Origin of the sequence: Halomonas rhizosphaerae (genome assembly GCF_030010555.1) — a bacterium.
Taxonomy (GTDB): Bacteria; Pseudomonadota; Gammaproteobacteria; order Pseudomonadales; family Halomonadaceae; genus Halomonas; species Halomonas rhizosphaerae.
Genome location: NZ_JASCQP010000027.1, coordinates 220,799 through 243,707, shown reverse-complemented (window position 1 = coordinate 243,707; position 22,909 = coordinate 220,799). Strand labels below are relative to the sequence as shown.

Annotated in this window: 21 protein-coding genes and 3 pseudogenes; 13 read left to right on the top strand and 11 right to left on the bottom strand. The window is 55.9% G+C overall.

Features of this window, described 5'->3' with window-relative positions; genetic code table 11:
- Window positions 1-13: 13 nt before the first annotated feature.
- A pseudogene (locus tag QLQ83_RS11970) lies at window positions 14-1,105 on the bottom strand (IS630 family transposase).
- A 353-nt stretch (window positions 1,106-1,458) separates the two neighbouring features.
- Between QLQ83_RS11970 and QLQ83_RS11965 the strand changes: the two are divergent.
- Window positions 1,459-2,265 (top strand): hypothetical protein, encoded by an 807-nt coding sequence (locus tag QLQ83_RS11965; RefSeq protein WP_282735752.1) that lies wholly within the window; start codon window positions 1,459-1,461, stop codon window positions 2,263-2,265.
- A 297-nt stretch (window positions 2,266-2,562) separates the two neighbouring features.
- On the opposite strand, the gene QLQ83_RS11960 is transcribed toward QLQ83_RS11965, so the two are convergent.
- Window positions 2,563-3,213 (bottom strand): hypothetical protein, encoded by a 651-nt coding sequence (locus QLQ83_RS11960; RefSeq protein ID WP_282735751.1) that lies wholly within the window; start codon window positions 3,211-3,213, stop codon window positions 2,563-2,565.
- Window positions 3,214-3,215: 2 nt separating this feature from the next.
- On the bottom strand, window positions 3,216-3,428 hold the full coding sequence (locus QLQ83_RS11955) for a hypothetical protein (protein WP_282735750.1): 213 nt from the start codon (window positions 3,426-3,428) through the stop codon (window positions 3,216-3,218).
- Window positions 3,429-4,088: 660 nt separating this feature from the next.
- Here QLQ83_RS11955 and QLQ83_RS11950 point away from each other — a divergent pair.
- From QLQ83_RS11950 to QLQ83_RS11915, 8 genes and pseudogenes are all read left to right on the top strand, one after another.
- Window positions 4,089-4,208: pseudogene (locus QLQ83_RS11950) on the top strand (ATP-binding protein); the annotation flags it as partial.
- Between the two features lie 26 nt (window positions 4,209-4,234).
- Window positions 4,235-4,810 carry a hypothetical protein gene (locus QLQ83_RS11945; protein WP_282735749.1) on the top strand — a complete coding sequence of 192 codons (576 nt, stop codon included), beginning with the start codon at window positions 4,235-4,237 and terminating at the stop codon, window positions 4,808-4,810.
- Between the two features lie 189 nt (window positions 4,811-4,999).
- On the top strand, window positions 5,000-5,734 hold the full coding sequence (locus tag QLQ83_RS11940) for a hypothetical protein (RefSeq protein ID WP_282735748.1): 735 nt from the start codon (window positions 5,000-5,002) through the stop codon (window positions 5,732-5,734).
- A gap of 190 nt (window positions 5,735-5,924) precedes the next feature.
- Window positions 5,925-6,413: a hypothetical protein gene (locus tag QLQ83_RS11935; protein WP_282735747.1), complete on the top strand. Its 489-nt coding sequence runs from the start codon at window positions 5,925-5,927 to the stop codon at window positions 6,411-6,413.
- 74 nt (window positions 6,414-6,487) lie between these two features.
- The gene (locus tag QLQ83_RS11930; RefSeq protein WP_326521408.1) at window positions 6,488-7,261 is read left to right on the top strand and encodes a nuclease-related domain-containing protein; all 774 of its coding nucleotides are present in this window, start codon (window positions 6,488-6,490) and stop codon (window positions 7,259-7,261) included.
- Window positions 7,262-7,536: 275 nt separating this feature from the next.
- A complete protein-coding gene (locus tag QLQ83_RS11925; RefSeq protein ID WP_282735746.1) occupies window positions 7,537-8,394 on the top strand; it encodes a tyrosine-type recombinase/integrase in 858 nt (285 codons plus the stop codon).
- A pseudogene (locus tag QLQ83_RS11920) lies at window positions 8,387-9,539 on the top strand (IS91 family transposase). Before QLQ83_RS11925 ends, QLQ83_RS11920 begins: the two are co-directional and overlap by 8 nt.
- Window positions 9,540-9,875: 336 nt before the next feature.
- A complete protein-coding gene (locus tag QLQ83_RS11915) occupies window positions 9,876-10,457 on the top strand; it encodes a hypothetical protein (protein ID WP_282735744.1) in 582 nt (193 codons plus the stop codon).
- Window positions 10,458-10,613: 156 nt separating this feature from the next.
- Here the strand turns inward: QLQ83_RS11915 and QLQ83_RS11910 are convergent, their stop codons facing one another.
- Window positions 10,614-11,216 carry a class I SAM-dependent methyltransferase gene (locus QLQ83_RS11910; RefSeq protein WP_282735743.1) on the bottom strand — a complete coding sequence of 201 codons (603 nt, stop codon included), beginning with the start codon at window positions 11,214-11,216 and terminating at the stop codon, window positions 10,614-10,616.
- Between the two features lie 542 nt (window positions 11,217-11,758).
- Here QLQ83_RS11910 and QLQ83_RS11905 point away from each other — a divergent pair.
- Window positions 11,759-12,130 (top strand): histone-like nucleoid-structuring protein, MvaT/MvaU family, encoded by a 372-nt coding sequence (locus QLQ83_RS11905; protein ID WP_326521407.1) that lies wholly within the window; start codon window positions 11,759-11,761, stop codon window positions 12,128-12,130.
- A gap of 462 nt (window positions 12,131-12,592) precedes the next feature.
- On the opposite strand, the gene QLQ83_RS11900 is transcribed toward QLQ83_RS11905, so the two are convergent.
- Entirely contained in the window at window positions 12,593-14,647 is a 2,055-nt protein-coding gene (locus tag QLQ83_RS11900; protein ID WP_282735741.1) for a pyrroloquinoline quinone-dependent dehydrogenase, read from the bottom strand.
- 11 nt (window positions 14,648-14,658) lie between these two features.
- Window positions 14,659-15,024, bottom strand: a complete 366-nt coding sequence (locus QLQ83_RS11895) for a hypothetical protein (RefSeq protein ID WP_282735740.1) — start codon at window positions 15,022-15,024, stop codon at window positions 14,659-14,661.
- Window positions 15,025-15,524: 500 nt separating this feature from the next.
- Between QLQ83_RS11895 and QLQ83_RS11890 the strand changes: the two genes are divergently transcribed.
- Both QLQ83_RS11890 and QLQ83_RS11885 read left to right on the top strand, forming a co-directional pair.
- Window positions 15,525-15,869 carry a hypothetical protein gene (locus tag QLQ83_RS11890; protein WP_282735739.1) on the top strand — a complete coding sequence of 115 codons (345 nt, stop codon included), beginning with the start codon at window positions 15,525-15,527 and terminating at the stop codon, window positions 15,867-15,869.
- 383 nt (window positions 15,870-16,252) lie between these two features.
- Window positions 16,253-17,491 carry a cation:proton antiporter domain-containing protein gene (locus QLQ83_RS11885; protein ID WP_282735738.1) on the top strand — a complete coding sequence of 413 codons (1,239 nt, stop codon included), beginning with the start codon at window positions 16,253-16,255 and terminating at the stop codon, window positions 17,489-17,491.
- Between the two features lie 54 nt (window positions 17,492-17,545).
- Here QLQ83_RS11885 and QLQ83_RS11880 read toward each other — a convergent pair whose 3' ends face one another.
- The 5 genes from QLQ83_RS11880 to QLQ83_RS11860 form a co-directional block, all read right to left on the bottom strand.
- Window positions 17,546-18,121 carry a hypothetical protein gene (locus QLQ83_RS11880; RefSeq protein ID WP_282735737.1) on the bottom strand — a complete coding sequence of 192 codons (576 nt, stop codon included), beginning with the start codon at window positions 18,119-18,121 and terminating at the stop codon, window positions 17,546-17,548.
- 141 nt (window positions 18,122-18,262) lie between these two features.
- On the bottom strand, window positions 18,263-18,643 hold the full coding sequence (locus tag QLQ83_RS11875) for a hypothetical protein (protein WP_282735736.1): 381 nt from the start codon (window positions 18,641-18,643) through the stop codon (window positions 18,263-18,265).
- The gene (locus QLQ83_RS11870) at window positions 18,640-18,876 is read right to left on the bottom strand and encodes a hypothetical protein (protein WP_282735735.1); all 237 of its coding nucleotides are present in this window, start codon (window positions 18,874-18,876) and stop codon (window positions 18,640-18,642) included. Before QLQ83_RS11870 ends, QLQ83_RS11875 begins: the two co-directional genes overlap by 4 nt.
- Before the next feature lie 682 nt (window positions 18,877-19,558).
- Window positions 19,559-20,758: a chromate efflux transporter gene (chrA, locus tag QLQ83_RS11865; RefSeq protein ID WP_282735734.1), complete on the bottom strand. Its 1,200-nt coding sequence runs from the start codon at window positions 20,756-20,758 to the stop codon at window positions 19,559-19,561.
- 104 nt (window positions 20,759-20,862) lie between these two features.
- Window positions 20,863-22,170, bottom strand: a complete 1,308-nt coding sequence (locus QLQ83_RS11860) for an MFS transporter (protein ID WP_282735733.1) — start codon at window positions 22,168-22,170, stop codon at window positions 20,863-20,865.
- Between the two features lie 74 nt (window positions 22,171-22,244).
- Between QLQ83_RS11860 and QLQ83_RS11855 the strand changes: the two genes are divergently transcribed.
- Window positions 22,245-22,892: a class I SAM-dependent methyltransferase gene (locus QLQ83_RS11855; RefSeq protein WP_282735732.1), complete on the top strand. Its 648-nt coding sequence runs from the start codon at window positions 22,245-22,247 to the stop codon at window positions 22,890-22,892.
- Window positions 22,893-22,909: the final 17 nt, after the last annotated feature.

Sequence of the window (22,909 nt, the reverse complement as noted above, 5' to 3'; positions counted from 1 at the left end):
CAAGTTCGCATAATTAATCTGGCTCGTCGGGGCGTCGCTTAAGAGCTGATGCAGCTCGACCCACCGAGGACACTATCTCGTCATCGTTTTTGCGCCATTGGAAAGGCTTGGGATCCTCGTTATAGACCGTCAGGTAATGACGGATGGAATCCTCCAAGTCCTTCACACTGGTGTGCGCCTGTCGCTTGATCCACCTCTCGCTGATCGTGGAAAAGAATCGCTCTACCAGATTCAATCATGAGGCTGATGTTGGCGTGAAATGAACATGATAACGCGGCCTCTCCGCCAACCAGGCCTTCACCTTGTCGGTCTTGTGGGTCCCATAGTTGTCCAGGATGAGGTGGACATCGAGATCCGCTGGCACTGACCGGTCGATGGCATTGAGGAACTCCAGAAACTCCGTACTGCGATGGCGACGCTTGAGGCGACCAATGACTTCACCTGTTGCAATGTTCAGCGCAGCAAACAACGAGGTCGTGCCATGGCGCTTATAGTCGTGGGTACGGGTTTCAGGCTGTCCAAACGTCAATGGCAAGCCTGGCTGGGTACGGTTAAGTGCCTGAATCTGGCTCTTCTCGTCGACCGACAGAACGATCGCCCGGTCAGGAGGATCCATGTAGAGACCGACGACGTCATGCACCTTGTCGACGAAAGCGGGATCGGTAGACAGCTTAAACGTCCTCTCCATATGGGGCTTGAGGCCGAAGGCCCGCCATATTCGGTGCACACTGGCCGGGGAAATTCCTGTCACTTCACTCATGGAGCGCGTACTCCAGTGGCTGGCATCCTCCGGCTTTTCCTGGCGGACCCGATCAACGACTTCCTGCACCACGGCGTCGGAAATCGAACGTGGGCGACCACTACGAACTTCATCATACAGGCCGTCCAGACCATAGTCGGCAAAGCGACGCCGCCACTTCGAGACCGTTTGTGCAGTGATGCCCAATCGCTTGCCAATCGACGTGCCGGGCTCACCGTCTTTTATGATCAAGGCGCGGAGCCGCTCATCGGCGGGTCCTTTCCGAGCTGCTACTCGCCGATTCAGCTCATCCATTTGATCGTCTGTGACGGTAATCCGGGTGGCAGGCCGACCTCGCTTTGCCATGATACCTCCAGCAATGCTGCGGAATTCTGGTATCAGGATAGACCATGTTTATGGTGTTTGCTTGTGAAACATCACACTAGAGGTTATATCAGAGCCACCTGAACGACTGTTTCTGGCCGATAGAGTAAGTTTAGTCTATTTTAGTGGATATACCTGCGACCCAAAGCGGTAATCCCTCCAATTCTGCTTGCGCAATAATTTTCTATGCGCTTCCGAGGGGATTTAATTCCCTTGATAAGCATTACATTGGAAAGAAAAGTTTTTGTTAAGTTCATCACGCAGGTATGCTCATCCTGTTTATGGCGTGTTATTTAACATTTATTTTCCCTTGAAACAAGCGCGGAGTGTAGTCAATGGAAAACTTTAAAGTGATTCAGAACGAATTGGAGGAATTGCACCAATATGCGAACTATTTAGTTAAACCACAACTTAATACAGCTCTTTCGAAAATCCATACGGCTATTTCAGCGTCTGAGGCAGCTAGAATAAAAGCAATTGAATGCGTCACTCTCCTCGAGGAACTTCAAAAATCTTCAGTTATGCTTGCCGAAGAGATAAAGTATGCGGATGCATATTTTAACTCTCAGTTTGAAAACCTTGAAACAAAACGAGTTGCCACCAAGAATGACAGCAAAAGCGATTGGACTGACGTCTTTTCTATTCAAGGAGAACAGATTCGAGTAGGGGCATGCATATCGAAACTTAGGATTCTTCCATCCATCGATTTATCAGCAATAGCTACTCACCTTTCAGTCAGCCATTCCGTTCTTATGGTGCATCTAAGTATTGATAGAAACATGGTAAGATTATGTTTAGATGCAGCTGAAGAGCGAACAAAAAAAGAATGGATCCGAAGACTTCGAAAAGCAAGCAAAAGTTTGGCGGGAACAATTCCATTAATTGGTCATTTTGTAACTATAAACGACGTCCTGGAAACCCTTTTGGAAGACATGACGGTGAAGACAGTAAAGCTCGAAAAAGAGCGAGTGACTGCATTGGATGTGTTTATTGATTTATTAGATATATGGAGTAAGCAAAGTGATATGTTTTTAGAGCAGCTGACTGATGTTAATTTGATGTCAAATAAATTTGTGATTAAAACACAGGAACTAGAGAGAAATTTGGAGCCGGTGTTTAACTTGGTGCGGCGGTCTCAATGACTAACTCTGTAATCCTTATATCTCACACGCTGAAGTCTTTTGATAGCGGTACCACCTCCATTTCAAAAATACGTGTGCTGTTGGCGTTGGGAATGCTCCAGCATTTGCTGAAGCTCTACTCTTGCCCGTTTCCTGCCTTTCCCCAGACCCAGCCATGGATAAGCAAGCCTGGGGGGTTGGCACATCAACGGCATGCGGGACATGTGCCCAGCAGCTCGCTCTTCGAAATCCCCCATCTGCTCCCAGAGGCCTTTCTGTCTCTTCCAGACGTTTTCCCCCTCCAGGCCCAGCACCAAGCTATTCGTCATCCTTGACGAACAGGTCCGGGAGGTTCTCGTCGCTGCCTTCCAGCCCGAAAGTTGCACGCGGGGGAACGAATCCCGAACGCTCTCCAAGGATCTCGCCCCGAGGCGAAATCACCACACTTTCACCCTGCGCATGGAAGTAGTGGTAGCGCTTGATGTCTCCCCAGGTCACGAGACGCCCTCCCGAATCCTGCATGTGCTCGCGCGCTTTCTGGCATGCGGATGCCAGCCGCTCCTCGAATGGCAGCCGCCAGAAACCGATAGGGAATTTCAGTCGGCGATAGTGCTCGGTGAAGGCCATGGCGAAGATCGGTGTGCCGGGGCCCCGCACATAGTCGGTATCGGCAAATAGCAAGTGGCGAAAGGCAGCGCGGTCCTCAGCGAGTCGCTCGGCCACATACTCGATGTCGGCCAGGGTTTCGGCCTCGTCGAGCCCTAAGCAGCGACACAGCGCCTCGAGGAAGCCACGTTCGCCGTACCGGGCATCTCGGTACTCTTTCTCCAGGCCGAGATAGGGGCTCTCCGGGATGGCCCTCAGGTGGGCCAGCACCGCCTCATCGACCGTGGTGTAGCCCATGCCACGCACCACGTCGGCGTCAGCGAGGTGTTGGGTCCTGAGGCGCAGTTCCTGATGCAGGTTCATGGTCACGACCTCCTCGCCTGCGTGGAGTGCTTTTTGGCGATGTGGCGTCCTTCCAGTGCTTCGCGCTGCGCCTTGAGGATGGCGGCATTGCGAAGTTCCGGACGAACGATGTCGTCCTGGGCGAGTAGGTCGGCCAGGCTATGGCCAAGTGACTCGGAGGAGGCCTCGACATCGGTAGCCGGAGTGTGGCCGGGGAGGGTAGTGTAGTGGGTCATGATCGTCTCCAGTTCCCCTGTGGTGCTTTGGAAAGGGTTCGGCAAGCGCCGACCCAGGGGAGTGGAGTCGCACGCCGCTTTAGCTGCATTTCTATCCCGCCCGCAAGTTGGTGCTTAAATCGGCGGTGGCCCGAGGGCCGGACAACAAAAAACCCGCTCAGCGTGTGCTATAGCGGGCCTCTGGCGACGCTTTAGCAGGATTTGTAGAGCGCCCGCAAGCTGAGATTCAAATCGGCGCTGAGTACAAGGTAACCAGCTCGTCCATGTCGTGTCAACATCGCTCTGACTGAGGCTGAGGGCTATCGGAGTTGGCTACAGTGAGGGGCGCTGGGGGCAGGCCGTGTAGAGGAGGTCCTACGCCAGGGATGGGGTCGGTAGTGCCCAGGGAGGGGTTTACAGCGTCTCCTCGATGGTCCGGCATTCCAAGGCCAGCACCGGATCAGCCCCGAGCTATTCTGCCATCTGCAATAGCCCTGGCCCGAGGCTGTACGAAGCTGATCGAGATGGCGCCAGGGCGAGCAGGGCTCAGTGACGCCCGCGTCAATCTCAAATGGGAATTCAGCGACCTACGTTGTGGAGACCAATGCAGATCGCGCCCGCAGCCAGTGACTGATGAGTATTGTCGTCAACCTCAGCCGTGGAATGAGCCGTGGCAAGGTGCGGCTGCTGCACCACTCGACCACCTTGAACATCAAGGGCGAAAGTTACCGGCTGAAGGATAAGCGGCGATCCGGGATTGGTGACCACACCCAACGGCGAAGAACCAAAAAATCAGCTTAATAAACCTTTGAAGCGCAGAGAAATATATGACATATGGATACAGGCTGAATGTTGAGCAGCTCATGCTTAGGAGAGCAAACAATAATTTTTACGAAGCTAAGAAAAGGATGGTTGAAGTTCCTGATTCTGTGCCAGAGTCTGGAGAGCCTTACTTATTTAAAGGTCCAGGGTTTGAAGATGATGAAACTATAGCGCTCTGTATTGAAGCTATTCTTGGCTGGGCTATTTCATTTGAGGCATTTGTAAATTTGGTATGGCATGCTCACCCAGTAACTAAAGAAGAGGACGAGAGAAACTATAGAAGTACAATAGCCAAGCTAAAAAGGTTATACAAATTCTGTCGATTGTCTTATGGAAATTCAAGTTGGAGAGCTGGCATTCAGGATCTCTTTGATATGCGTAACTATCTTGTGCATTACAAGGATCCGGTTGTTTATATCGGTTTTAATTTTGCAGCTAAGTTCCAGCACGATTTCTCAGAAAATAGCATGCAGAGGGTTCAGTGTGACGTTCTCTGTGCGTTAAAAGAAATTGGTGATCTGTTTGGTGTTGAAGCTGGATTTGTTGATGGTGATTATGATCACTTAGTGTACAAATATTAATTTAATTTGTGAGCAAGCTCGCGTACTTGAGAGCATGGTTACGCAGGACAAGATCGGTGATAGCGGACGAATAGTCTGTTGAACGACCGCTTCTTGTCGAATGGAGAAGTTTAAATAATTCTGGTAGAGTGTTGATATATTTCCTCTCAAGGTGGCTTCTCCATTTTATTACTGTCATGAGATCAAGATATGTCTTCAAAGATTCAAAGAACCTTGGCGCTTGGCCAAGAGCTATTAAATGCGGTGAGATTAATTAAGGCAGGAATGGGGAAGTTGCAGACCCTTGATGGTGGAAATGATTTCTACCATCTTCCGCTTCTATCCTTAGCTAGCGGTTTTGAGCGCTTCATGAAAGTTACATTATGCTTTCGTGCAATTGAAGTCACTGGAAAGTTTCCGACAAACAAAACCTTCCCTGCTGGCAGAGATGGCCATGACCTAAATCTTCTCCTTAAACGAGTTCGGGAAGAATGTTTTTTAAATGAATATGTCGACACCATTCCTGTCGGCCAGATGGATTTTGAGTATCTCAGTTCTAGTGAGCTAACGTCGTTAATTTCTGTTTTAAGTGATTTTGGTCAAGCGGCACGCTATTATAACTTTGACGTAATCATCGGTAGGTCTCCTCAAACTGAGGATCCTGATGCTGCATGGCAGAAGCTTGAAACGGAAATTTTATTGTCCCGGGAGGATCTTTTTCGTGAGATTGAGGAGAACCCTGCTAGTCAGCGATTTGACGAGGAAATCAATATAGAAGTTGTATCGCGCCTTGAGCGATTTACCCGGGCGTTAGCAAGGCTCTATGCGATAGGAAGAATCGGAAAAGAAGCGAAAAGGCATCTTGGCTATGTTAGCATCTTTTTGCATATACCTGATTCTGATTTAGGGAGAAGAAGGTATCCACTTTCGGGAAGTTTCTTCTAACTGAATGCAGTTAAGCTATAATAATTAGCTGGATGTCCGCTTCTGGCCGAATGACAACCGTTAGTGTATGCTGATAAAAAAAATAACAGTTGGCGATTACAAAACAATGTGAAGACAGTGCCGTATGAGAATTCATCCAATACCAGAGAAAACTACCTAATCACCGTTAGATATCCAGATCGAGGAACGCATGGACCCAATCTCAGCCCTGTTCGCAGCGGTACTCGATAGCACCTCAGGTGCTGTGAGCAATCATATGCAAGAATCATTGGGGACAGAGGTCAAAACTGTCACTGTTGATCACAACGAGCAACTTATTTCGTTCCAGCACCAGTTGTGGCGCATACGGGACGAATCTGTCTGTGTAGATAAAAGAGATAGAATGGCAGAGTTCTCCAAGTGCACCTTGGCAGCAAAGAAATTCTTTGCTGATGCATGTCGGTATCTTCGAGAGAATCAGGGAAGCGGATTGAAGTACGACAAGACGAAGAATATGTACTGCACAGCATCCAGCTCCTTCAAGCCTACCATTGCCTTTGTTTCCCCTGCCAGCCAAGCTTCGCCGCTTGAGATGGCAAAAAGGGAATGCAACAGACTGGTAATTCAGCAGTCGCCAAGCGCTGAGGCCCGCGAGGAGGCATGTGCGCGCTATGAGACGTTAAAGAGCCAGGAGCAGTAAAAGTAGGGTGTTGGAAATTTGTGACGTTCTCAACAGGATGACTTCACCAAAAAATTTACCAGTGAGATAATACCTTGGATCATTCTTTGTTCATCTATGAAGTCTTGAGGCCGTTGTGGTGGGTCATTCCCGTAGCCTTTCTAATTGGTATCATCAAGTCACCATGGTTCAAGGGACTTTTTGGAGAGGCTTTGGTTAAAGCGGCAGCCAGGTTTCGGTTGCCAGCGGAGACATACCGACCGATCCACAATGTCACCCTCCCTACGCCGGACGGCTCAACTCAGATAGATCACATCTTTGTGTCTCGATTCGGGATCTTCGTCGTGGAAACAAAGTACATGAAAGGTTGGATCTTTGGTGACGAACATCAGGCGCAATGGACCCAAAAGATTTATCGGAAGTCATGCAGGTTCCCAAACCCTTTGCGTCAAAACTACAAGCATGTAAAAGCTTTAGAGAGCGCCCTCGACGTTCCTTCGGAAGTCCTTCATTCGGTTGTGGTGTTCACTGGCAGTGCGAAGCTAAAGACCAAGATGCCGAAGAACGTCACACGTGGCGGCGGTTACGTGAATCACATCAAGTCGTTTAGGGACGTCGTTCTATCTGAAGCGCAGGTTCAAGAGGCCTTCACGAAAATCCAGACTGGAAGGCTTGCCCCCTCACGAGAGACTCACCGAGAACACGTTGCACAGCTTAAAACTCGGTCTGATTCTAATGCTCAGCGCAAATGCCCCAAGTGTGGCAGTAGCATGGTATTGCGGACATCGAAAAGGGGTAAGAACGCTGGGAATCAGTTTTGGGGGTGTTCAGGATATCCGCAGTGCAGGGTGGTGCAGGATATTGGCTAGTATGGTACTGAAAGACTCACGGTCTACGGTTATCGACCCCCAGCAGCCGTCCCGACCTTTACTTTTTTTTCGGGATTTAAGTGGGTTATGGAGCAGGCGGCGAGCGGTATAACATTGATGAACGCGCGTGTGCGTTCATCCAATATCAGGGCAGGCTGGCTAATTAACAGTTGAACTAAACCGCTTCGCGGTAGCTGTCGTCGAATCCTGTCCCTCGCCTCATCGAACCACACTGTTCATTGACCCACGAGGGTCAATGAACAGGAGTGACGACGATGACTGCCTTGCGACAGACGATGATCGAGGCCATGCGTCTGCATGGCTTCGCGCAACGCACCCACACTACCTACCTGATGGTGATCACGGACCTGACGCGCTATTTCCACCGACCGCCAGACACGTTGAGCACCGACGACCTGCAACGCTTCTTCAATCATCTGGTCCAGGAGCGCGGTTTGTCAGCCGCCAGCTGCCGAGTCTATCTGCACGGTGTGCGTTTCCTGTACCTCCAGGTGTTTTACCGGCCGTCGGTTGAGGTATCGCCCGTGGTGCCGAAGACACCGCAACGGATTCCGGAATTGCTGACTCCCGACGAAGTCCGGCGGATCCTGGCCGCGTGCCAAAACCCCAAGCATCGCATGATGCTCGAACTGTGCTACGGCTGCGGACTGCGCGTGAGTGAGGTCTACCACCTGCGGGTCCGGGACATCGACAGCCAGCGTGGCCAACTGCGTGTTGCGCAGGGCAAGGGCGCGAAGGATCATATGGTCCTGCTATCTGTGACCCTGCTCGATCGCTTGCGCGATTACTGGCGTGCCTACCGGCCGCCCACATGTCTGTTTCCGAGCGCGCTGTTCCCGGATCGCGCGCTGCACCCGAGCGCGCCGCAAAAGGCCTTTACACAGGCCAAGCGCCAGGCCGGTGTAGAATGGATCGGTGGCATTCACAGCCTGCGCCATGCCTACGCCACGGATGTCCTGGAGCAGGGTATGCCCGTCCATCAGCTTCAACGGTTGCTGGGCCACCGCAGCGTCCAGTCGACGATGCGCTACATGCACTGGCTGCCGGGCCAGCAGGGGACGAGTCAGGGCCCCATCGACCTGGTAGCCGGCCTGGAGGTGGCCCATGACTGAGACCGCCACCCTCCAACAGGCCCTGGCTCGCTTTCTCAACCCGGCTGGCCTGGATCGTCAGCGCCAACGCGTGTGCCATCACCTACTCGCCTGTTGCACCGAGGCGATGGGCGGGACGGTCTTGCAGTGTACGGACTGCGACCACACCCAGCCGCACTACTTCGGCTGTCGCGATCGCCACTGCCCGCAGTGCCAGGGCCGCGCCATGCATCAGTGGGCCGAGCGTCAGCAGGCGAACATCCTGCCGGTGCGCTACTACCACGTCGTGTTCACCCTGCCGCACAGCCTCAATGGCTGGGTCCAGCTTCACCCAGAGGTGATTTACCGACTGCTGTTCCAGAGTGCCTGGTACACCCTCCGATCCTTCGGTCGCGATCCCAAGCGTCTCGGCGGCGAGATGGGCATGAGCGCCGTGCTTCACACCTGGGGCCCGAACCTGAGCAAGCACGTGCACCTGCATTGCCTGGTCCCTGGCGGTGCGCTGGGCGACGATGGCGGCTGGCATGGGGCTCGCAGTCACTACCTGTTCCCGGTCCGGGCTCTGTCGCGCCACTTTCGCGGGCACATGGTCAGTGCCCTGCGTCAGGCCGCTATTGCCGGCGAACTCCACCGGGTCACCCGGCCCGGTGACGTCGATGACCAGCTCAACACTCTGATGGCCACCGAGTGGGTGGTCTACAGCAAGAACTGTCTCGAACACACCGACACGGTGGTGCGCTACCTGGCGCGCTACACGCGACGGATCTCCATCAGCAACGCCCGCATCCTCGCCGTGGACGACCACCAGGTGACCCTTCGCTACAAGGACTACCGCGACCGTGACCGGCGTAAACAGCTCGTCCTCGATGGCGAGGAGTTCGTGCGCCGCTTCCTGCTCCATGTCCTGCCTAAGGGGCTGATGCGGGTTCGCCACTACGGCTTTCTGGCCAATCGCTGCCGGCGACGACGCCTGGCACAGATCCGCCAAGCTCCGGCAGTTGTCGAGGTGACACCCGGATGCCGGTACGCCCGCCAGTGACCCGGAGCCGGCCTATACCTGCCCCCACTGCGTGCAACCGACACTGCGGGTGAACGGGACCCTCTCGCCCCGGCGACTCAAACGTAGCCGACCCCACAACCACAGGGAGCAACGCTATCGAGCATGAGCTGATGCGCTACTCACACAACGGACTCGGCGATCCGGCCCGCTTGCGGGTCGCGGCGGCGCTCGCCCCGGTGATGGATTTTGACCAGCAGGCGCGCTACGTTGGGGCAAATTGGGCCCGGAGGGAACTGGGATCATGGCCAACATCACGGCCCGAACGCGTCACAACAGATCCGTATGCGCGCGACCTGATGTCTCAGGCCGCACACCGGCCAAAACAACACCCTATAGAAGCTGTGTGGCAGCCTGATGGGCGGCTTAGTCCAACAGGCATTTATACGCCATGCTCCGCACGGCGAAGAAATGCTGAACAGTTAGGGCTCCGAAGGGAGAAGTCATGAAATCTCATTGGTTCACGCTCTCAATAGCGATATTCACTATTCTGGTAACCTTGGCTGCCCTTTATCAGCAACTCACTTCAGTTCGACTTGCTGAGTATCCGTTAGAGAGAGACATGTTTGAGTTCGATGTGAGAACAGAGAAACTCCAACAGCAGATAGAAAAGTTGGTGCAAAAAAGTGTCGCTGAGTTGCCTCTGGAGGCCTCCGCCTCAGTAGTCGAAGTTCGATTGAAAAAGATTGATGAACGAATTGAAGCAGTCAGCGATCAGACGCTGGCTCTTCGCCAGGCAATCAATCCGGTAAAACCCGACGACATTCTCACCATTGCCCGATTGACTGATGAGGTGAAGTCACTCAGGGTTGACTTCGAGCAGCTTGGAACCACTCTTTCAGCACAACAACAAGGCTTTCAAGAATCCATCCTTAGGGAGCTAAAGTCTTCAAACGATTCGACGCGCTTGGTTTTAGCAGTTCTCATCCCACTAGTACTAAATTTCCTTTACACCTTGTGGAAGGATCTTCGCAGTGAGAAGAAAGAGAAGGCAATGAACGACTCGACGACGAAAGGTGTTAATTAAACACGATCGAGCTAGCCTGCGCTTGCAGCCGACACAAAACGCCTCCGGCCATGTGCGCGTCTAAATCGAGGCATTAGAAAAGGTTTTTCTGAACGTCGATTTCTGGCCGAGGCTGTGTGAAAATTTGGTTCCTGCTATATGTAGGGTCCTTTATGATCAGATGGTACGGATGAAAACTGCCCCGTAGTGGTAGGGAGGAAGCTCGACCAACTTCTCCAGCCTGAAGCCAGCAGGCTCGACCACCATCCGGGTTTGTTCCGCCGACATGCGCATTGTGGTCTTGGGGCCTCGCGGCTGCCCGAGGACAGTCGTCTGTTCCCGTGGCAGGGGATGCCAATTGACGATAGCAAAGCGGCCGTTCGGATTCAGGACCTTGGCGACTTCCCGTGCCAAGGCGGTCTTGTCCGGTACGCCGTGAAAGGTGTTGGCGATCAGCGCATAGTCCACCGATGGATCTAGAAGACGACTGAGTGCCATGGCGTCCCCCAGCAGCCAGCTACAATTCGTCATCCCTTTGCACACCGCTTGCGCCTGCTCGAGCATGACTGGGTCGAGGTCGAGACCGATGACGCGCCCCGCGCCCACATGGCGGGCGATGGCGGCAGTAAAATAACCATCGCCACAGCCCAGGTCGACGACCTTCATCCCCGGCTCGATGCGCAAGGCCTTGATGACCCTGTCGGGGTTAGGCCATAGGGCATGCCACCAGTCCTTGTCCGGCATGGCAGTGGCAGGAAACATGGAGTCCTGTACCGTCATTCGAGGTCCTTCTTTACCCGCTGGCACTCCTCCCGGCCGATCTCGCCTCGTGCCAATCGCCGGTCTAGGACTACCGTTGCACGTCTATTCCCGTGGCGCGTCCCGCATCCTCTACTTTTGCCAGCCAGCGCCGCGAAAGGGGAAGAGGAGCATATGACAGGGATGACCGAGGGAAATCTCCGTATCAGGGTAAACCAATACCAAACCCCATGCCGCCAAATTAGGGACCTTCCCGCTTGTTACCCATGGAGGACGGCCCTCAACCGATGGACTGGTCGGATTCACCGCGTCCGACAAAAGGCTGTGTCTGACTATCCTTACGTACTTAACAGCGGCAGCGGCAATGTGAACCATCTTCAGGCTCTTGAGCGGTGCCCTGCGATTGCAGCCTAGCCCGAGCGGATGTGAGTTGCGTCCCAGCGCGTGCACCTCCATCTGGTCCTATCAACCGACACACGAGATGAAAGCAAGAATCTCGTTGCGTTTCTATTTTTCGTTAATTATCATGCTACATGTAAATTCAACAGTTAGAGACCTATTCTATGTCAAGCCTCCTGACAACATACGCTCAGCAAGAGCAGCAAATGAAAGAGCTGGCGGAAAAGCTTAAAAAAATGGAGGAGGATCCACGCCTCCAAGCTGAGATTGAGTTCAAGAACCAGCTTGAGGCGCTGATGAAGGAGTACGACAAGAGCGCTGCTGATGTCCTGTCACTCCTCCGTCCCGACTCGGCAGGCGATAGTGGCCAAAAGGGCCAGGGCCAGCGCCGCAAGCGTAAGCTGAAAATTTACAAAAACCCCAACACAGGGGAGGTTGTCGAGACCCGTGGCGGCAACCAGAAGACCCTCAAGGCCTGGAAAGAAGAGCACGGTGACGAAACCGTCGAGTCCTGGCTGGTCCGCACCGAGGACTGATTCAGCACGGCGATAGCCGCCGAAGCTTGATCATGAAGCCCCACATACGCTCAGCGGTGTGGGGTTTTTGCTTTGGAGGATGTATGCGTGCATGGCGGTGTCCCTCGGGTAACGAGGCATGAACGTCTTCCTTACCCTCCTAATGGATTATAAGGACAGGGGGATCAGAGGGCACGATCCTCATCCTGATGATGGAGGATGGGGAATGGCTGACCTTCAGCGAAGCTTCTAAGAAACCGATCCAGGTCAATTCGACCTCCGCCATAGTGGGCCGCAGACCTAAGGATTCATGTCAATACCGACGCCGCTCGGTCGGAGGCTGGTCGAACTGACCAACGGCCAGACCCTGCACAGTCAGCATAGCATTCGAGCCATGGCGTGAGACTACCCCTTTCAACCCCGCCACACGTGACTGGAGCGGATCCATGGGTCCGCCCTCAGTCTGTAGCAGCCGCTCGATGTTTATTCCGGTAGAGCGTAAACCACCAGCTGATCGCCGACTTCATCTTTCAGAATCGTATTGCCGCCGGCGATGAAGGCAACGTACTGGCGACCGTTGTATTCGTAGACCGCCGGGTTCGATACGGAGGGTGCCTCGACCTGGTCTTCCCACAGCTCCTCGCCGGTCTCGAGTGAATAGGAGCGCACCTTGGCATCCATCGAGGCGCCGATAAATACCAACCCGCCGGCTGTGACCGCCGGGCCACCGATAGTCGGCGAGCCCCAGCTTTCGGGCATGAAGAAGCCGTACTGTTGCGATGCACCCATCGGTCGACGCCATTTTACCTCGCCGGTGGTCATGTCGAGTGCAACCAGTTCACCGAAGGGCGGCTCCCAGCAGGGCATGCCGAGCCAGTTTTGTGCGATCTCAAGACGCATCCCGTAGGGCGCACCTTCCTGTGGTGCGAAGCCCTCTTTATTGCCCGAGCCGGTGTTGGCTTCCTCGTATTCCTCACGCCCATAGAGCTTGACGTACTGCACAATGTGGGAAGTGTTGACAATTGCGGTCTGGCTCTCCGGATCGAAGGCTATGCCACCCCACTGTACACCGCCCGCCGTGATGGGGTAGCCCATCGTGCCCTCGCCTTGGGTAGTAGGCGGGGTGTACAGGCCTTCGTACCAGAGATCATCCCAGAGCGCCGAACACTCCCCGAAACCCACTGCATCGGCAAGCCCCCAGACTTCTGGCTTCTCGGACTGATTGAGCAGCGGTGCCGGCTTGGTCGGGAAGGGTTGGGTCGGGGCGTAAACCTCGCCGTCGACGGTTCCATCACCGTCAGGAACCGGACGCTCCTCGATTGGCCAGACGTCTTCACCGGTTTCGCGATTAACGACAAAGAGAAAGCCCATCTTGGTCGCCTGGATCAGTGCCGGTATCTCCTCACCATCCACCGTGATATCCATCAACGTAGGGGCGGCGGGGGGATCGTAATCCCAGATATCGTGATGAACCCATTGCCGCGACCAGACGACTTCGCCCGTCTCGATATCCAGGGCGGTGGTCGAGGTGCCCAGTGGGACTTTCTCGGTACGGTTGCCACCCCAGAAATTTGGCGAGGGGGAGGAGACCGGCAAGTAGACCAGGCCGAGTGCCTCATCGGCGGACATATGCGTCCAGACGTTGGCCGTGCCACTCTGCTCGCGTATCTCGTCACTCAACGCCTCGAAGGTCCATTCGCGCTCGCCGGTGCGGGCATTGATCGAGAAAACAGTGCCGGGTGGGGCTTGAGCGTAAGCCCAGTCCATCCCCGCCCAGCCGAGAATCAAACGGTCACCAACCACGGTGGGGGGCTGGAGAAGCGACAACGGCCACTTGTCGTGGATGTCATTCCACTGATTGACGTCGAGTACGCCATTGTTGGCGAAGCTTTCGCACTTCTCGCCTCTATCGGCGTCAACCGCGAAGAGTTGCGCATCCATCGTGCCTATGTAGATGATCTTCTGGCAGGGCTCTCCAGCTATTGGCTCCTCTGCCTGCCAGTAGGCGACTCCGCGATTCTTCAAAGCGGGTTGTGTCAGGGGCTCAAGCGCTGACTGGGTGTCGAAACTCCACTTTTCTTCGCCGCTGGCGGGGTCGAGGGCGAGGATTCGATAGAACGGTGTACCGATATAGAGCGTGTCATTGGCGAAAACCGGCGTCGCTGACCATACAGTCGCGGGAAGCTCTCCTGAACCATCCGATACATCGCCGGTGTGGACTTCCCAGACCTTTTCCAGATTACTGACATTGTCCGCAGTGATCTGGTCAAGCGGACTGTACTTCTGCGCATTGAGTTGGCCGTGGAAGCTGTCCCAGGTCGGCTCTCCAGGGACTAGCGGGATCGGTGTCGCGTTGGTCTCCGTCACAGCTTCATCGTCCGTCATAGCAACGGACTCGTCTTGCGTACCCCCGTCCTGCTGCGCAGGCGTCTGATTCGTCGTCGTTGGCTGATCCTGCGCTAGCAGTGGAAGAGGGGCGATGCACAGCGCCAGTGCGGTTGCTGTGCCGAGATGTGTGGCCACTCTCAATGTCGGCATGAAGCTGCTCCTTAGGAATGGACCGGGCGGGTGTGGTGAGTCGAGCGGACCATGTCGATGATCAGCCCGACAAGCCCGATCACCATGGCACCGCTCAACCACCACAGATGCAGGAGGAGTCCAGCAAGGAAGGTACCGGAGAGGCCCAGCAGGATCAGCACGCGCAAAGCGATGCGAGCCCCGCGACGTTTGACGGCACTCAGAATGAGCGCCAATACGGCGAGCGCGATGCACGCCACAATGGCGATCAGGGCGCCAACCGTACCGGTGACCCCGGTCAATGGGGTGATATAGGCATAGAACGCGATGGCGAGGCCTGCGAGTGAGGCTAGGAACAGCACAATGGCACCCACTCCGAACGATCGATATTTTGACATATAGATAGTATCTCCGGGTCTGGTTAGAGCCTCCGTCCTGTTGCGACCTTGGACCAGGGGTTGTGTCCGTTCGAATATTTCATACGGTTAAAGCATAGCAGAGGCTCACGCTATACTTGAAAAATCCTGAAGTATTTCATGACATGCCGATCATAATGGGGGGTAGGAGTGACTTGGTCGGAGGGGGAATTCGGGGCCATTATAGCTCCCATCACGCACTTACTGGATGGACAATACATCACTGCTAAGCATGTATCGGTAAGGTCATCGCTACCATGAAGCTGGGAAACAAGCCTCATTGCGCTTAATTACTTTTGCTCATGGAGCCTATTGCTCAAATACTTACCTACTCACTCACTGATCCTGCACATATATAGATGTATGGAGGGCGAGGAGGAATCGATGTCTTGATCCATCCCGGTTCCGTCCACAGCAGGCAGCGCTACCACGGGCAATCGGCTAGTATGATAGCTAGTACGCGTCACAGAAGGGGGGGAGGCATGACTCAGCAATCACCACCTGCTCCAGAAGACCCGCTGGACCGTATCTTTGCTTACCGGGCGTTTGATCTGCGGGATCGATTCCCTCAGCCCTTGGAGACCTTCCGCGAGGCACTGGAGTGCCTGCAAAGTGAGCGTGCCTACCTCCCTTCTTGGAGTGGGGATATTGTTGCCTATCTGCATGGAGGCGATTCGATTGCCATCCCTGAACGTTTCTTCTTTCGAGATGAGCCGGGGGTGGGTCAAGCTATTGTTTTGCCCGAAGACAACGATGAGGTGTGTGCTGAGGTACAGGAATGGTTACGACAAGAATTGCAATCACCAAGTGATGTTGAAAGAAATTGAGAGAGAGCTTGGAGGCGGTCCCGATATTGGATAGTAGTGGCTACATAACTTACTTGGCCATTGAATGTGATTGATCTGCATTCCCGCGATATAAATAGAGGTTGCAGGCTGGAAGTAGTAGCTCTTATCATGAGCATGTGTTTTGGTCTGTTTGATTATTTCACAAGCTGTCCAAAGGGATGTTTTTGATATGCACTTTCTATCGCATCCAGTATCCCCGGGCACTCTCTGAGTAAATCATCTCTGTCCGCTCCCATTGTCACTTGACCCGAGTGATCGACACAACCTCTGATGACGCGGGCCCCGACACCTATTCTAATACCGCACCCAAGCGGAGTTTACCGAGCACGCCGGAATAGCCCTTCTGACAGGAGGAACGAGACATGCAGGAACTCAATGTCGCACTGGCCGCGACTGGTGCCCTAATCCTTGTACTTGGCTTGCTGTCGCGACCACTTGACCGCTCCTGGCTGTCTCCTCCGCTGGTGGCTTTTTTGTTGGGTCTCCTGCTCAGTCCCTATGGGCTCGGGTGGCTGAATCCGGCGGCGTGGGGCAGTGTCGACACCCTGCTTGAAGAAAGCACCCGCCTGACCCTTGGCATCAGCCTGATGGGTATTGCCCTGCGCTTGCCGCCAACCTACCCTCTGCGGCATTGGCGATCGCTGTGCCTGTTGTTAGCGATCGGCATGCCCGCGATGTTTCTGATCAGCGCGCTGTTAGTCCACTGGACACTCGGGCTGCCCTGGCTGATCGCTATGCTGGTCGGTGCCAGCGTATGCGCCACGGACCCGGTGCTCGCGTCGTCGATCGTCACGGGTAGCCTGGCCAAGGAGACCCTGCCCGAGTCGTTCAGGCATCTGCTGTCCAGCGAGTCCGGCGCCAACGATGGCTTGGCATATCCGCTGGTGTTACTACCCATCCTGCTGCTGACCGTGCCCACAGAATCCGCCTGGATCGATTGGTTTGCCAAGGTGTGGCTGTGGGAAGTGGGCATGGCGATCGTCTTTGGCGTGCTGATTGGCTGGGTGAGTGGGCGCGCTCTGGAATGGGCAGAGGTTAATGAGTATCTCGACCAACCCTCTTTTCTCAGCATTACCGTGGCGCTGACGATCCTTGTGCTGGGGGTGGGCAAGCTATTGGGAACCGACAGCATCCTGGCGGTCTTCGCAGCCGGTCTGGCATTCGATCAGATGGTGGGCGGCAAGGAGCGCAGCGAGGAGGATAATGTTCAGGAGGCGGTCAACCTTTTCTTTACTCTACCGGTTTTCGTGCTGTTCGGGGTGATCGCGCCCTGGTCCGAGTGGATGGCACTTGGCTGGAGTGGAGTTTTGCTGGCGATGCTTGTCATGCTGCTGCGCCGCTTGCCGGTCATCTGGGCATTGCGGCCGTGGCTACCGCCGGTTAGGGAGAAGCCCATTGCGCTGGTGATGGGCTGGTTCGGTCCGATCGGCATCTCGGCGCTTTTTTATGCTGTCATGATTGCCAGGCGGACTGAAAACGACATGGCCTGGGTGGTCGGCAGCCTGATCGTGGCCGTCTCGATTATCGTGCATGGCGTGACCGCGACGCCTTTTGCCAAGCGCTATCAGCACCTGGCATCGCAAGCAGGGCGGGGGCGTTGACATGATCTGTTCTGAGCGCTCCATCCGCCCGACACGAAATTAATCAGCGGTTCCTTATCGGTAGTTCTTTCCCATCGTTTGTAAATGTGCCTCGGCCTGCTTGCCCATAGCTTGAAGCTGAACCCTGATATGCTTTTGATACGCACTTTCGATGGCTGCCAGGATCTGGGGGCACTCGCAGAGTAGAGTGTCCCTGTCAGCTCCATCCGGCACACGGCCCGCATGGTCAATACAGCCCCTGATGGTGCGTGAAAGGATCGGGTTGGGTAGGTCATACTCTGCATCAACATCGGCGTAGATAGCGTCGTACAGCAGAAGGGCGCGGGTTTCCTGCCATAGCCTGTCGAGCAGAGTGTCTCCGGTCTCCTCTAGCTCTTGGGCTAACGCGATGATTCGGCCACGAACAGAAGAGGGGATCGCCTCGATAAAGTCGGGCAGATCCAGCGCGAAGTCGAGGCTTGAAAGCAGGTCGGGGCGCTTGCCGTCGCGTATGGCCTTGAGCTGGTCAACCTCGCTACGCAGCTCGTCGAGCTTGGTGTTGGCCATCGAGAGCGTGATTGCCAGGCCCATGATCCGGTGCTCCAAGCTGCTTATAGCGTCATCCAACTCGGCCTTTTGCTTGTCGTTCATGGTATTAGCCTTGGCGTGGTGGGGGCTGACGAAGCGGCACTGAGTGCTTGGATCCCCTGGAAGATGGTTTGCGGCCATCTCAGATGCTGGTGGTTTTTTGGCCAATGATCAGTTTTCCATCGCCGTTCATGTTTTGCGCTATCACAGCTTTTCTATGGACTGAACATAGCCAATGATAGGGTATCCTGCTGCTTTAGCAGCTTTTTCTGCGTCTATGCGAGCTTCAAGCTCAGAGATTTTGGGAGACTGGTACTCGAACACCTCATCAAGCAGGCTCATTTTCTTTTCTCTTACGACTAGCTTGATAATGTATCCTGTTTTATATGCCATGCCAGTGTAAGCTTTGTTTTTGGGTTCTTGAGGTGATTTCTTGGGATCTTGTTGAGGAAGGTTGATCTTCTTTGCTGCGACACGTCGCTCACCAAACTGTTCCTGAGCGCGTTCAACTGAACGATTGTGCTTCTCGACAAAGTCATCCCTTGACGACAATAACGCTTCTTCGAACGCTTGCAGGTCTGTCATTCAGCTTCTCCTTTGGTTTTAGAGGCTTGTATGTTTTCAGCGCAATCCATGATATCCCCCGCCTTGAACATCATTTCAGATTTTCGCTGGCCGGCGTTGAACAATGGCTTGGGTGGTGTTACGCCATGAATCTTGCTGCCGGAGAGGATGGCCTCTCGTAGCTCGGTAACAGTGACCCCAAGCATCAGCGAAGCATTGCGGATGCCGATGCGGGAGTCGCGGAATTCGGGCATGTCGAGCAATCCTGTTGGTTTGTGTTATTGAAATTGAATCACGCCATCGTTGCATCGGCTTTTTAATGGCTTATTCATAACGCGATAAAAGGCGTAGAATAAAAGATTTCTTGATAATACCGATTCGATATTTTGATGCTAGGCCCAACTTCAACGCTCCACTCAACCATTAAGCAGGTGACCAATTGAATGCGCAAGAAACGATTGCTGTCAATGTCCTCGGCACTGGGTCCAGCTGGATAGTGCTTCCAAGTAGCGTTGACCCGGGATGCTCGACGGTAACGGCAACTTGGCAGTGTTGTGCAGGTGCGTAAGGGCAAGGCCAGCTTCGCATCAAGCACTTCTGCCGACGATAAGACACTGAGGAGGGCCGATTGTTTCCTGGATTCATGGGTTGTTACACAACTATACGCATGCCATGTGTCGTAGATCTAAACCTTTGTTATCCGTACAGCGAGTGATTGAAGCACTTGCTCAACAGAGTTGACTGGCTTCCAATTGAGCGTGGAGGTGAGACTCGCCAGCTCATACCGCCTGACTGAGAGAGCTTCATGCCCTTCCTAGGCGTCCCTGGCAGCCCCTTCAGAGTTGCCAAAACGGGATGATAACAGATACCTGGTGGTTTGCGTGGCATGTATCCGTTATCAGGATAGAGCCTGTTCGGTATGGATGGCGATTCCAGCTACAAGGTGATGAGTACGCCCCCGCCGGCAAGGATGACTACTACCGCCCAGGCCGGCAGTTTCCAAACGCTGAGCAGAAGAAAACCGGTCAGCGCCAGGGCGAACTCGTGGGGGCCGAGAATGGCACTGGTCCAGACCGGCTGGTAGAGGGCGGCGCCCAGGATGCCGACGACTGCCGCATTGGCGCCGCGCATCAGTGCCTGCGCGCTATCCCAACGGCGGAATCGGTTCCAGTGTGGTAGTACTGCCACCAGCAGCAACATGCCGGGCAGGAAGATCATCACCAGCGCTAGGGCGGCCCCGAGCAAGCTGCCGCCGAGCGGTCCCATCACCGCGCCCAAATAGGCGGCAAAGGTGAATAACGGCCCCGGTATGGCTTGGGCGGCGCCGTAGCCTGTCAGGAACTCGTCCGCAGCGACCCAGCCGGATTGCACCACCTCGGCCTCGAGCAGTGGCAGCACCACATGCCCGCCGCCGAACACCAGGGCACCGGCACGATAGAAAGCGTCCATGACCGCCAGGGCTGCGGAGGGCATGGCCCAAGCCAGCAATGGTAGGCCGAGCAGCAGCGCAACGAAGACCAGCCCCGCCAGATGGCCGGCACGTGTCGTGACAGGCAAAGGCAGGTCGGGAATGTCTGCTTCGGCGTGGGTCCGACACAGTGCCATGCCAGCCAGGGCACCGATCACGATGGCGGCCACCTGGCCCAGCGGACCGCTCACCAGCACCACGGTGAACACGGCGGCCAATGCAATACCGGCGCGCCGAGGATCGGGGCAGAGACTGCGTGCCATGCCCCACACGGCGTGGGCGACGATGGCCACTGCTGTCACCTTAAGGCCGTGGATGATGCCCTGGCTGATGGGGCCATCAAGCAAGGTAGACCCCAAGGCGAACAGCACCAGCACGATGGCCGAGGGCAGGGTGAAGGCCGTCCAGGCCGCCGCCGCCCCCCATGGGCCGGCGCGCATCAGCCCCATGGCGAAACCCACCTGACTACTGGCGGGTCCGGGTAGGAACTGGCACAGCGCTACCAGATCGGCATAGGCCTGTTCGGAAAACCATCGGCGCCGCTCCACAAACTCGATGCGGAAGTAGCCGAGGTGGGCGATGGGGCCGCCGAAGGAGGTCAGGCCCAGCAGCAGGAAGGCGCGAAAGACCTCGCGGATGCGGCCCGGGGAAGCCTGGTCGTCGCACATGCAAGCTCCTCAAAGCCGGGGACAAGGATGTCACCCTGAGTATGCAAGGTGACAGCAGTGTGACAGGGAAGCATAGATGATGGGGGAGGGAGCCAAAGGGTAGATCACACCTCGGGGTTGAGCCGAGGGTGAGTCTCTTCCCCCCAGGCCATCACCAGGGCGCCCGAGAGGAACATGGCGATGGCCACGAACCAGAAGCCGGCCGTCACAGCGCCGGTGAGATGGGCCACCAGGCCGAAACAAAGGGCGCCGATGCCATAGCCGAGGTCACGCCAGAAGCGGTATATACCGATGGCAGAGCTGCGCCAGTTGGGGTGGGAAATATCCGCCACTGCCGCGCTCAGGTTGGGGTAGAGCAGGGCCATGCCAAAGCCAGTGACGGCGGCGGCGAAGGACCACCAGACCACGCCGGTGCCCAGCAGCGTCAGGGCCACGCCACCGCCGCAGAGCCACATGCCCCAGACGATGGGCTTTAGACGGCCGATATGGTCCGACAGTCGACCGGTCACGAATTGGGAACCGCCCCATACGAAGCCGTAGATGCCCACCACCCAGCCAATGGCGTCGAGGCCAAGGCCTTGCTGGTAGAGGAAGACCGGATAGAAGACCCACACCAGAGCATCGACGAACTTTTCCACCAGTCCCGCCTGGCTGAAGGCGACCATGCGCCGGTCACGCCAGCTCATCAGTGCGAACATCTCGCCGGTGGTCGGGTCGTCCGAGACCAGGCGCGAAATCTTCGCCCTCGGCCCGTCAGGGTTACCGCTGGCATGGCGAGCGCTCTCAGCCTTGGCCCAGGCATGCGTCTCGCGGATCGACGTCAGGGTCAGCACGATGGCGAGTGCGATCACTGCGGCACCGAACACGAACAGCCCCAGGCGCGGTCCCAGCCCCATGGCCAGGTAGCCGGTGACGATGCCTGCCACGGCCACCCCGACATAGCCCGAGAACTCGTTCATACCCATGGTGAAGCCGCGCTCATCGGCTCGGGTGATGTCCATCTTGGCGGTCTGGGTCATCGACCAGCACAGCCCCTGGTTGATGCCCAACAGCACGGTGGCGGCGACGATCCAGCTCCATGACGGGGCATACAGCACCATGAACGGAATCGGGATGGCCGATAGCCAGCCAAGCAGCAGGACCTTCTTGCGCCCGATGCGTTCGGAGAGCCGCCCGGCCACGAAGTTCAGGGAGCCCTTCACGAAGCCGAAGGCGACCACGAAGGACGTCAGCATCATGAAGGAACCCTCGGCGACGCCGAACTCGGATTCCGCCAGTGCCGGCACCACGGTGCGCATCATGCCGATGGTCAGGCCGACCAGAAAGACTTGGCCCAGCTGATGAGTGAACTGGTGAAGGTTTTCACGGATACCGTGCCGATAGTGTTCGTGAGACGAACCGGGGGATGTCATCTGGCCCTCCTTGGGCGCGAGCCATCGTTGTCTCGCGCGTATACTGGATGAACGCTGAAAAGTGAGGTGTCGCGGTGGATGCCAGTGCTTATGACGCCTGGTACGAAACGCCACGCGGGCGGTGGATCGCCAGCCGTGAGCTTGGCCTGGTCCGGGACTTGCTTGCGGTCCACGCCGGTGAGTCGTTGCTGGACGTCGGCTGCGGTACCGGCTATTTCACCCGTGGCCTTGCCAGGCAGCGAGAGGGGGCGGTGTCTGGCATCGACATCAATCCGGCCTGGGTGGCTTACGCCAGACAACGGGATGACCTTGATATCGACTGGCTGGTCGGCGATGCACAGGCCCTTCCCTTCGGGGACAAGAGCGTTGATCTGGTCGTATCGATCACCGCGTTGTGCTTCATCGAGGATGAGCGACTTGCCGTCAGGGAAATGGTCAGGGTGGCACGTCGGCGTGTCGTACTGGGGCTGCTGAACCGGCACAGCCTGCTGTGGTGGCAGAAGGGGCGGCGGGGCGGTCGAGGCGCCTACCGGGGCGCACGCTGGCATACGCCACGCGAGGCGCGGGCGCTGTTCGACGGCCTGCCGGTCACCGACGTCAGCGTCAGCAGCGCCATCTGGCTGCCAGGGGGTGGCTGGCTGGCCCGGCATACCGAGGGTTGCTGGCCCGCGTGGCTGCACGGCGGTGCCTTCCTGTTGGTGGCAGCAGACCTGGCCCGCTAGGCGAGCTTGCCGAAGAA

Excerpts from the sequence above, each read along its gene's own strand:
- QLQ83_RS11965 (WP_282735752.1), top strand. The coding sequence starts at position 1,459 with ATGGAAAACTTTAAAGTGATTCAGAACGAATTGGAGGAATTGCACCAA.
- QLQ83_RS11960 (WP_282735751.1), bottom strand. The coding sequence starts at position 3,213 with ATGAACCTGCATCAGGAACTGCGCCTCAGGACCCAACACCTCGCTGAC.
- QLQ83_RS11955 (WP_282735750.1), bottom strand. The coding sequence starts at position 3,428 with ATGACCCACTACACTACCCTCCCCGGCCACACTCCGGCTACCGATGTC.
- QLQ83_RS11945 (WP_282735749.1), top strand. The coding sequence starts at position 4,235 with ATGACATATGGATACAGGCTGAATGTTGAGCAGCTCATGCTTAGGAGA.
- QLQ83_RS11940 (WP_282735748.1), top strand. The coding sequence starts at position 5,000 with ATGTCTTCAAAGATTCAAAGAACCTTGGCGCTTGGCCAAGAGCTATTA.
- QLQ83_RS11935 (WP_282735747.1), top strand. The coding sequence starts at position 5,925 with ATGGACCCAATCTCAGCCCTGTTCGCAGCGGTACTCGATAGCACCTCA.
- QLQ83_RS11925 (WP_282735746.1), top strand. The coding sequence starts at position 7,537 with ATGACTGCCTTGCGACAGACGATGATCGAGGCCATGCGTCTGCATGGC.
- QLQ83_RS11915 (WP_282735744.1), top strand. The coding sequence starts at position 9,876 with ATGAAATCTCATTGGTTCACGCTCTCAATAGCGATATTCACTATTCTG.
- QLQ83_RS11910 (WP_282735743.1), bottom strand. The coding sequence starts at position 11,216 with ATGACGGTACAGGACTCCATGTTTCCTGCCACTGCCATGCCGGACAAG.
- QLQ83_RS11905 (WP_326521407.1), top strand. The coding sequence starts at position 11,759 with ATGTCAAGCCTCCTGACAACATACGCTCAGCAAGAGCAGCAAATGAAA.
- QLQ83_RS11900 (WP_282735741.1), bottom strand. The coding sequence starts at position 14,647 with ATGCCGACATTGAGAGTGGCCACACATCTCGGCACAGCAACCGCACTG.
- QLQ83_RS11895 (WP_282735740.1), bottom strand. The coding sequence starts at position 15,024 with ATGTCAAAATATCGATCGTTCGGAGTGGGTGCCATTGTGCTGTTCCTA.
- QLQ83_RS11890 (WP_282735739.1), top strand. The coding sequence starts at position 15,525 with ATGACTCAGCAATCACCACCTGCTCCAGAAGACCCGCTGGACCGTATC.
- QLQ83_RS11885 (WP_282735738.1), top strand. The coding sequence starts at position 16,253 with ATGCAGGAACTCAATGTCGCACTGGCCGCGACTGGTGCCCTAATCCTT.
- QLQ83_RS11880 (WP_282735737.1), bottom strand. The coding sequence starts at position 18,121 with ATGAACGACAAGCAAAAGGCCGAGTTGGATGACGCTATAAGCAGCTTG.
- QLQ83_RS11875 (WP_282735736.1), bottom strand. The coding sequence starts at position 18,643 with ATGACAGACCTGCAAGCGTTCGAAGAAGCGTTATTGTCGTCAAGGGAT.
- QLQ83_RS11870 (WP_282735735.1), bottom strand. The coding sequence starts at position 18,876 with ATGCCCGAATTCCGCGACTCCCGCATCGGCATCCGCAATGCTTCGCTG.
- chrA (WP_282735734.1), bottom strand. The coding sequence starts at position 20,758 with ATGTGCGACGACCAGGCTTCCCCGGGCCGCATCCGCGAGGTCTTTCGC.
- QLQ83_RS11860 (WP_282735733.1), bottom strand. The coding sequence starts at position 22,170 with ATGACATCCCCCGGTTCGTCTCACGAACACTATCGGCACGGTATCCGT.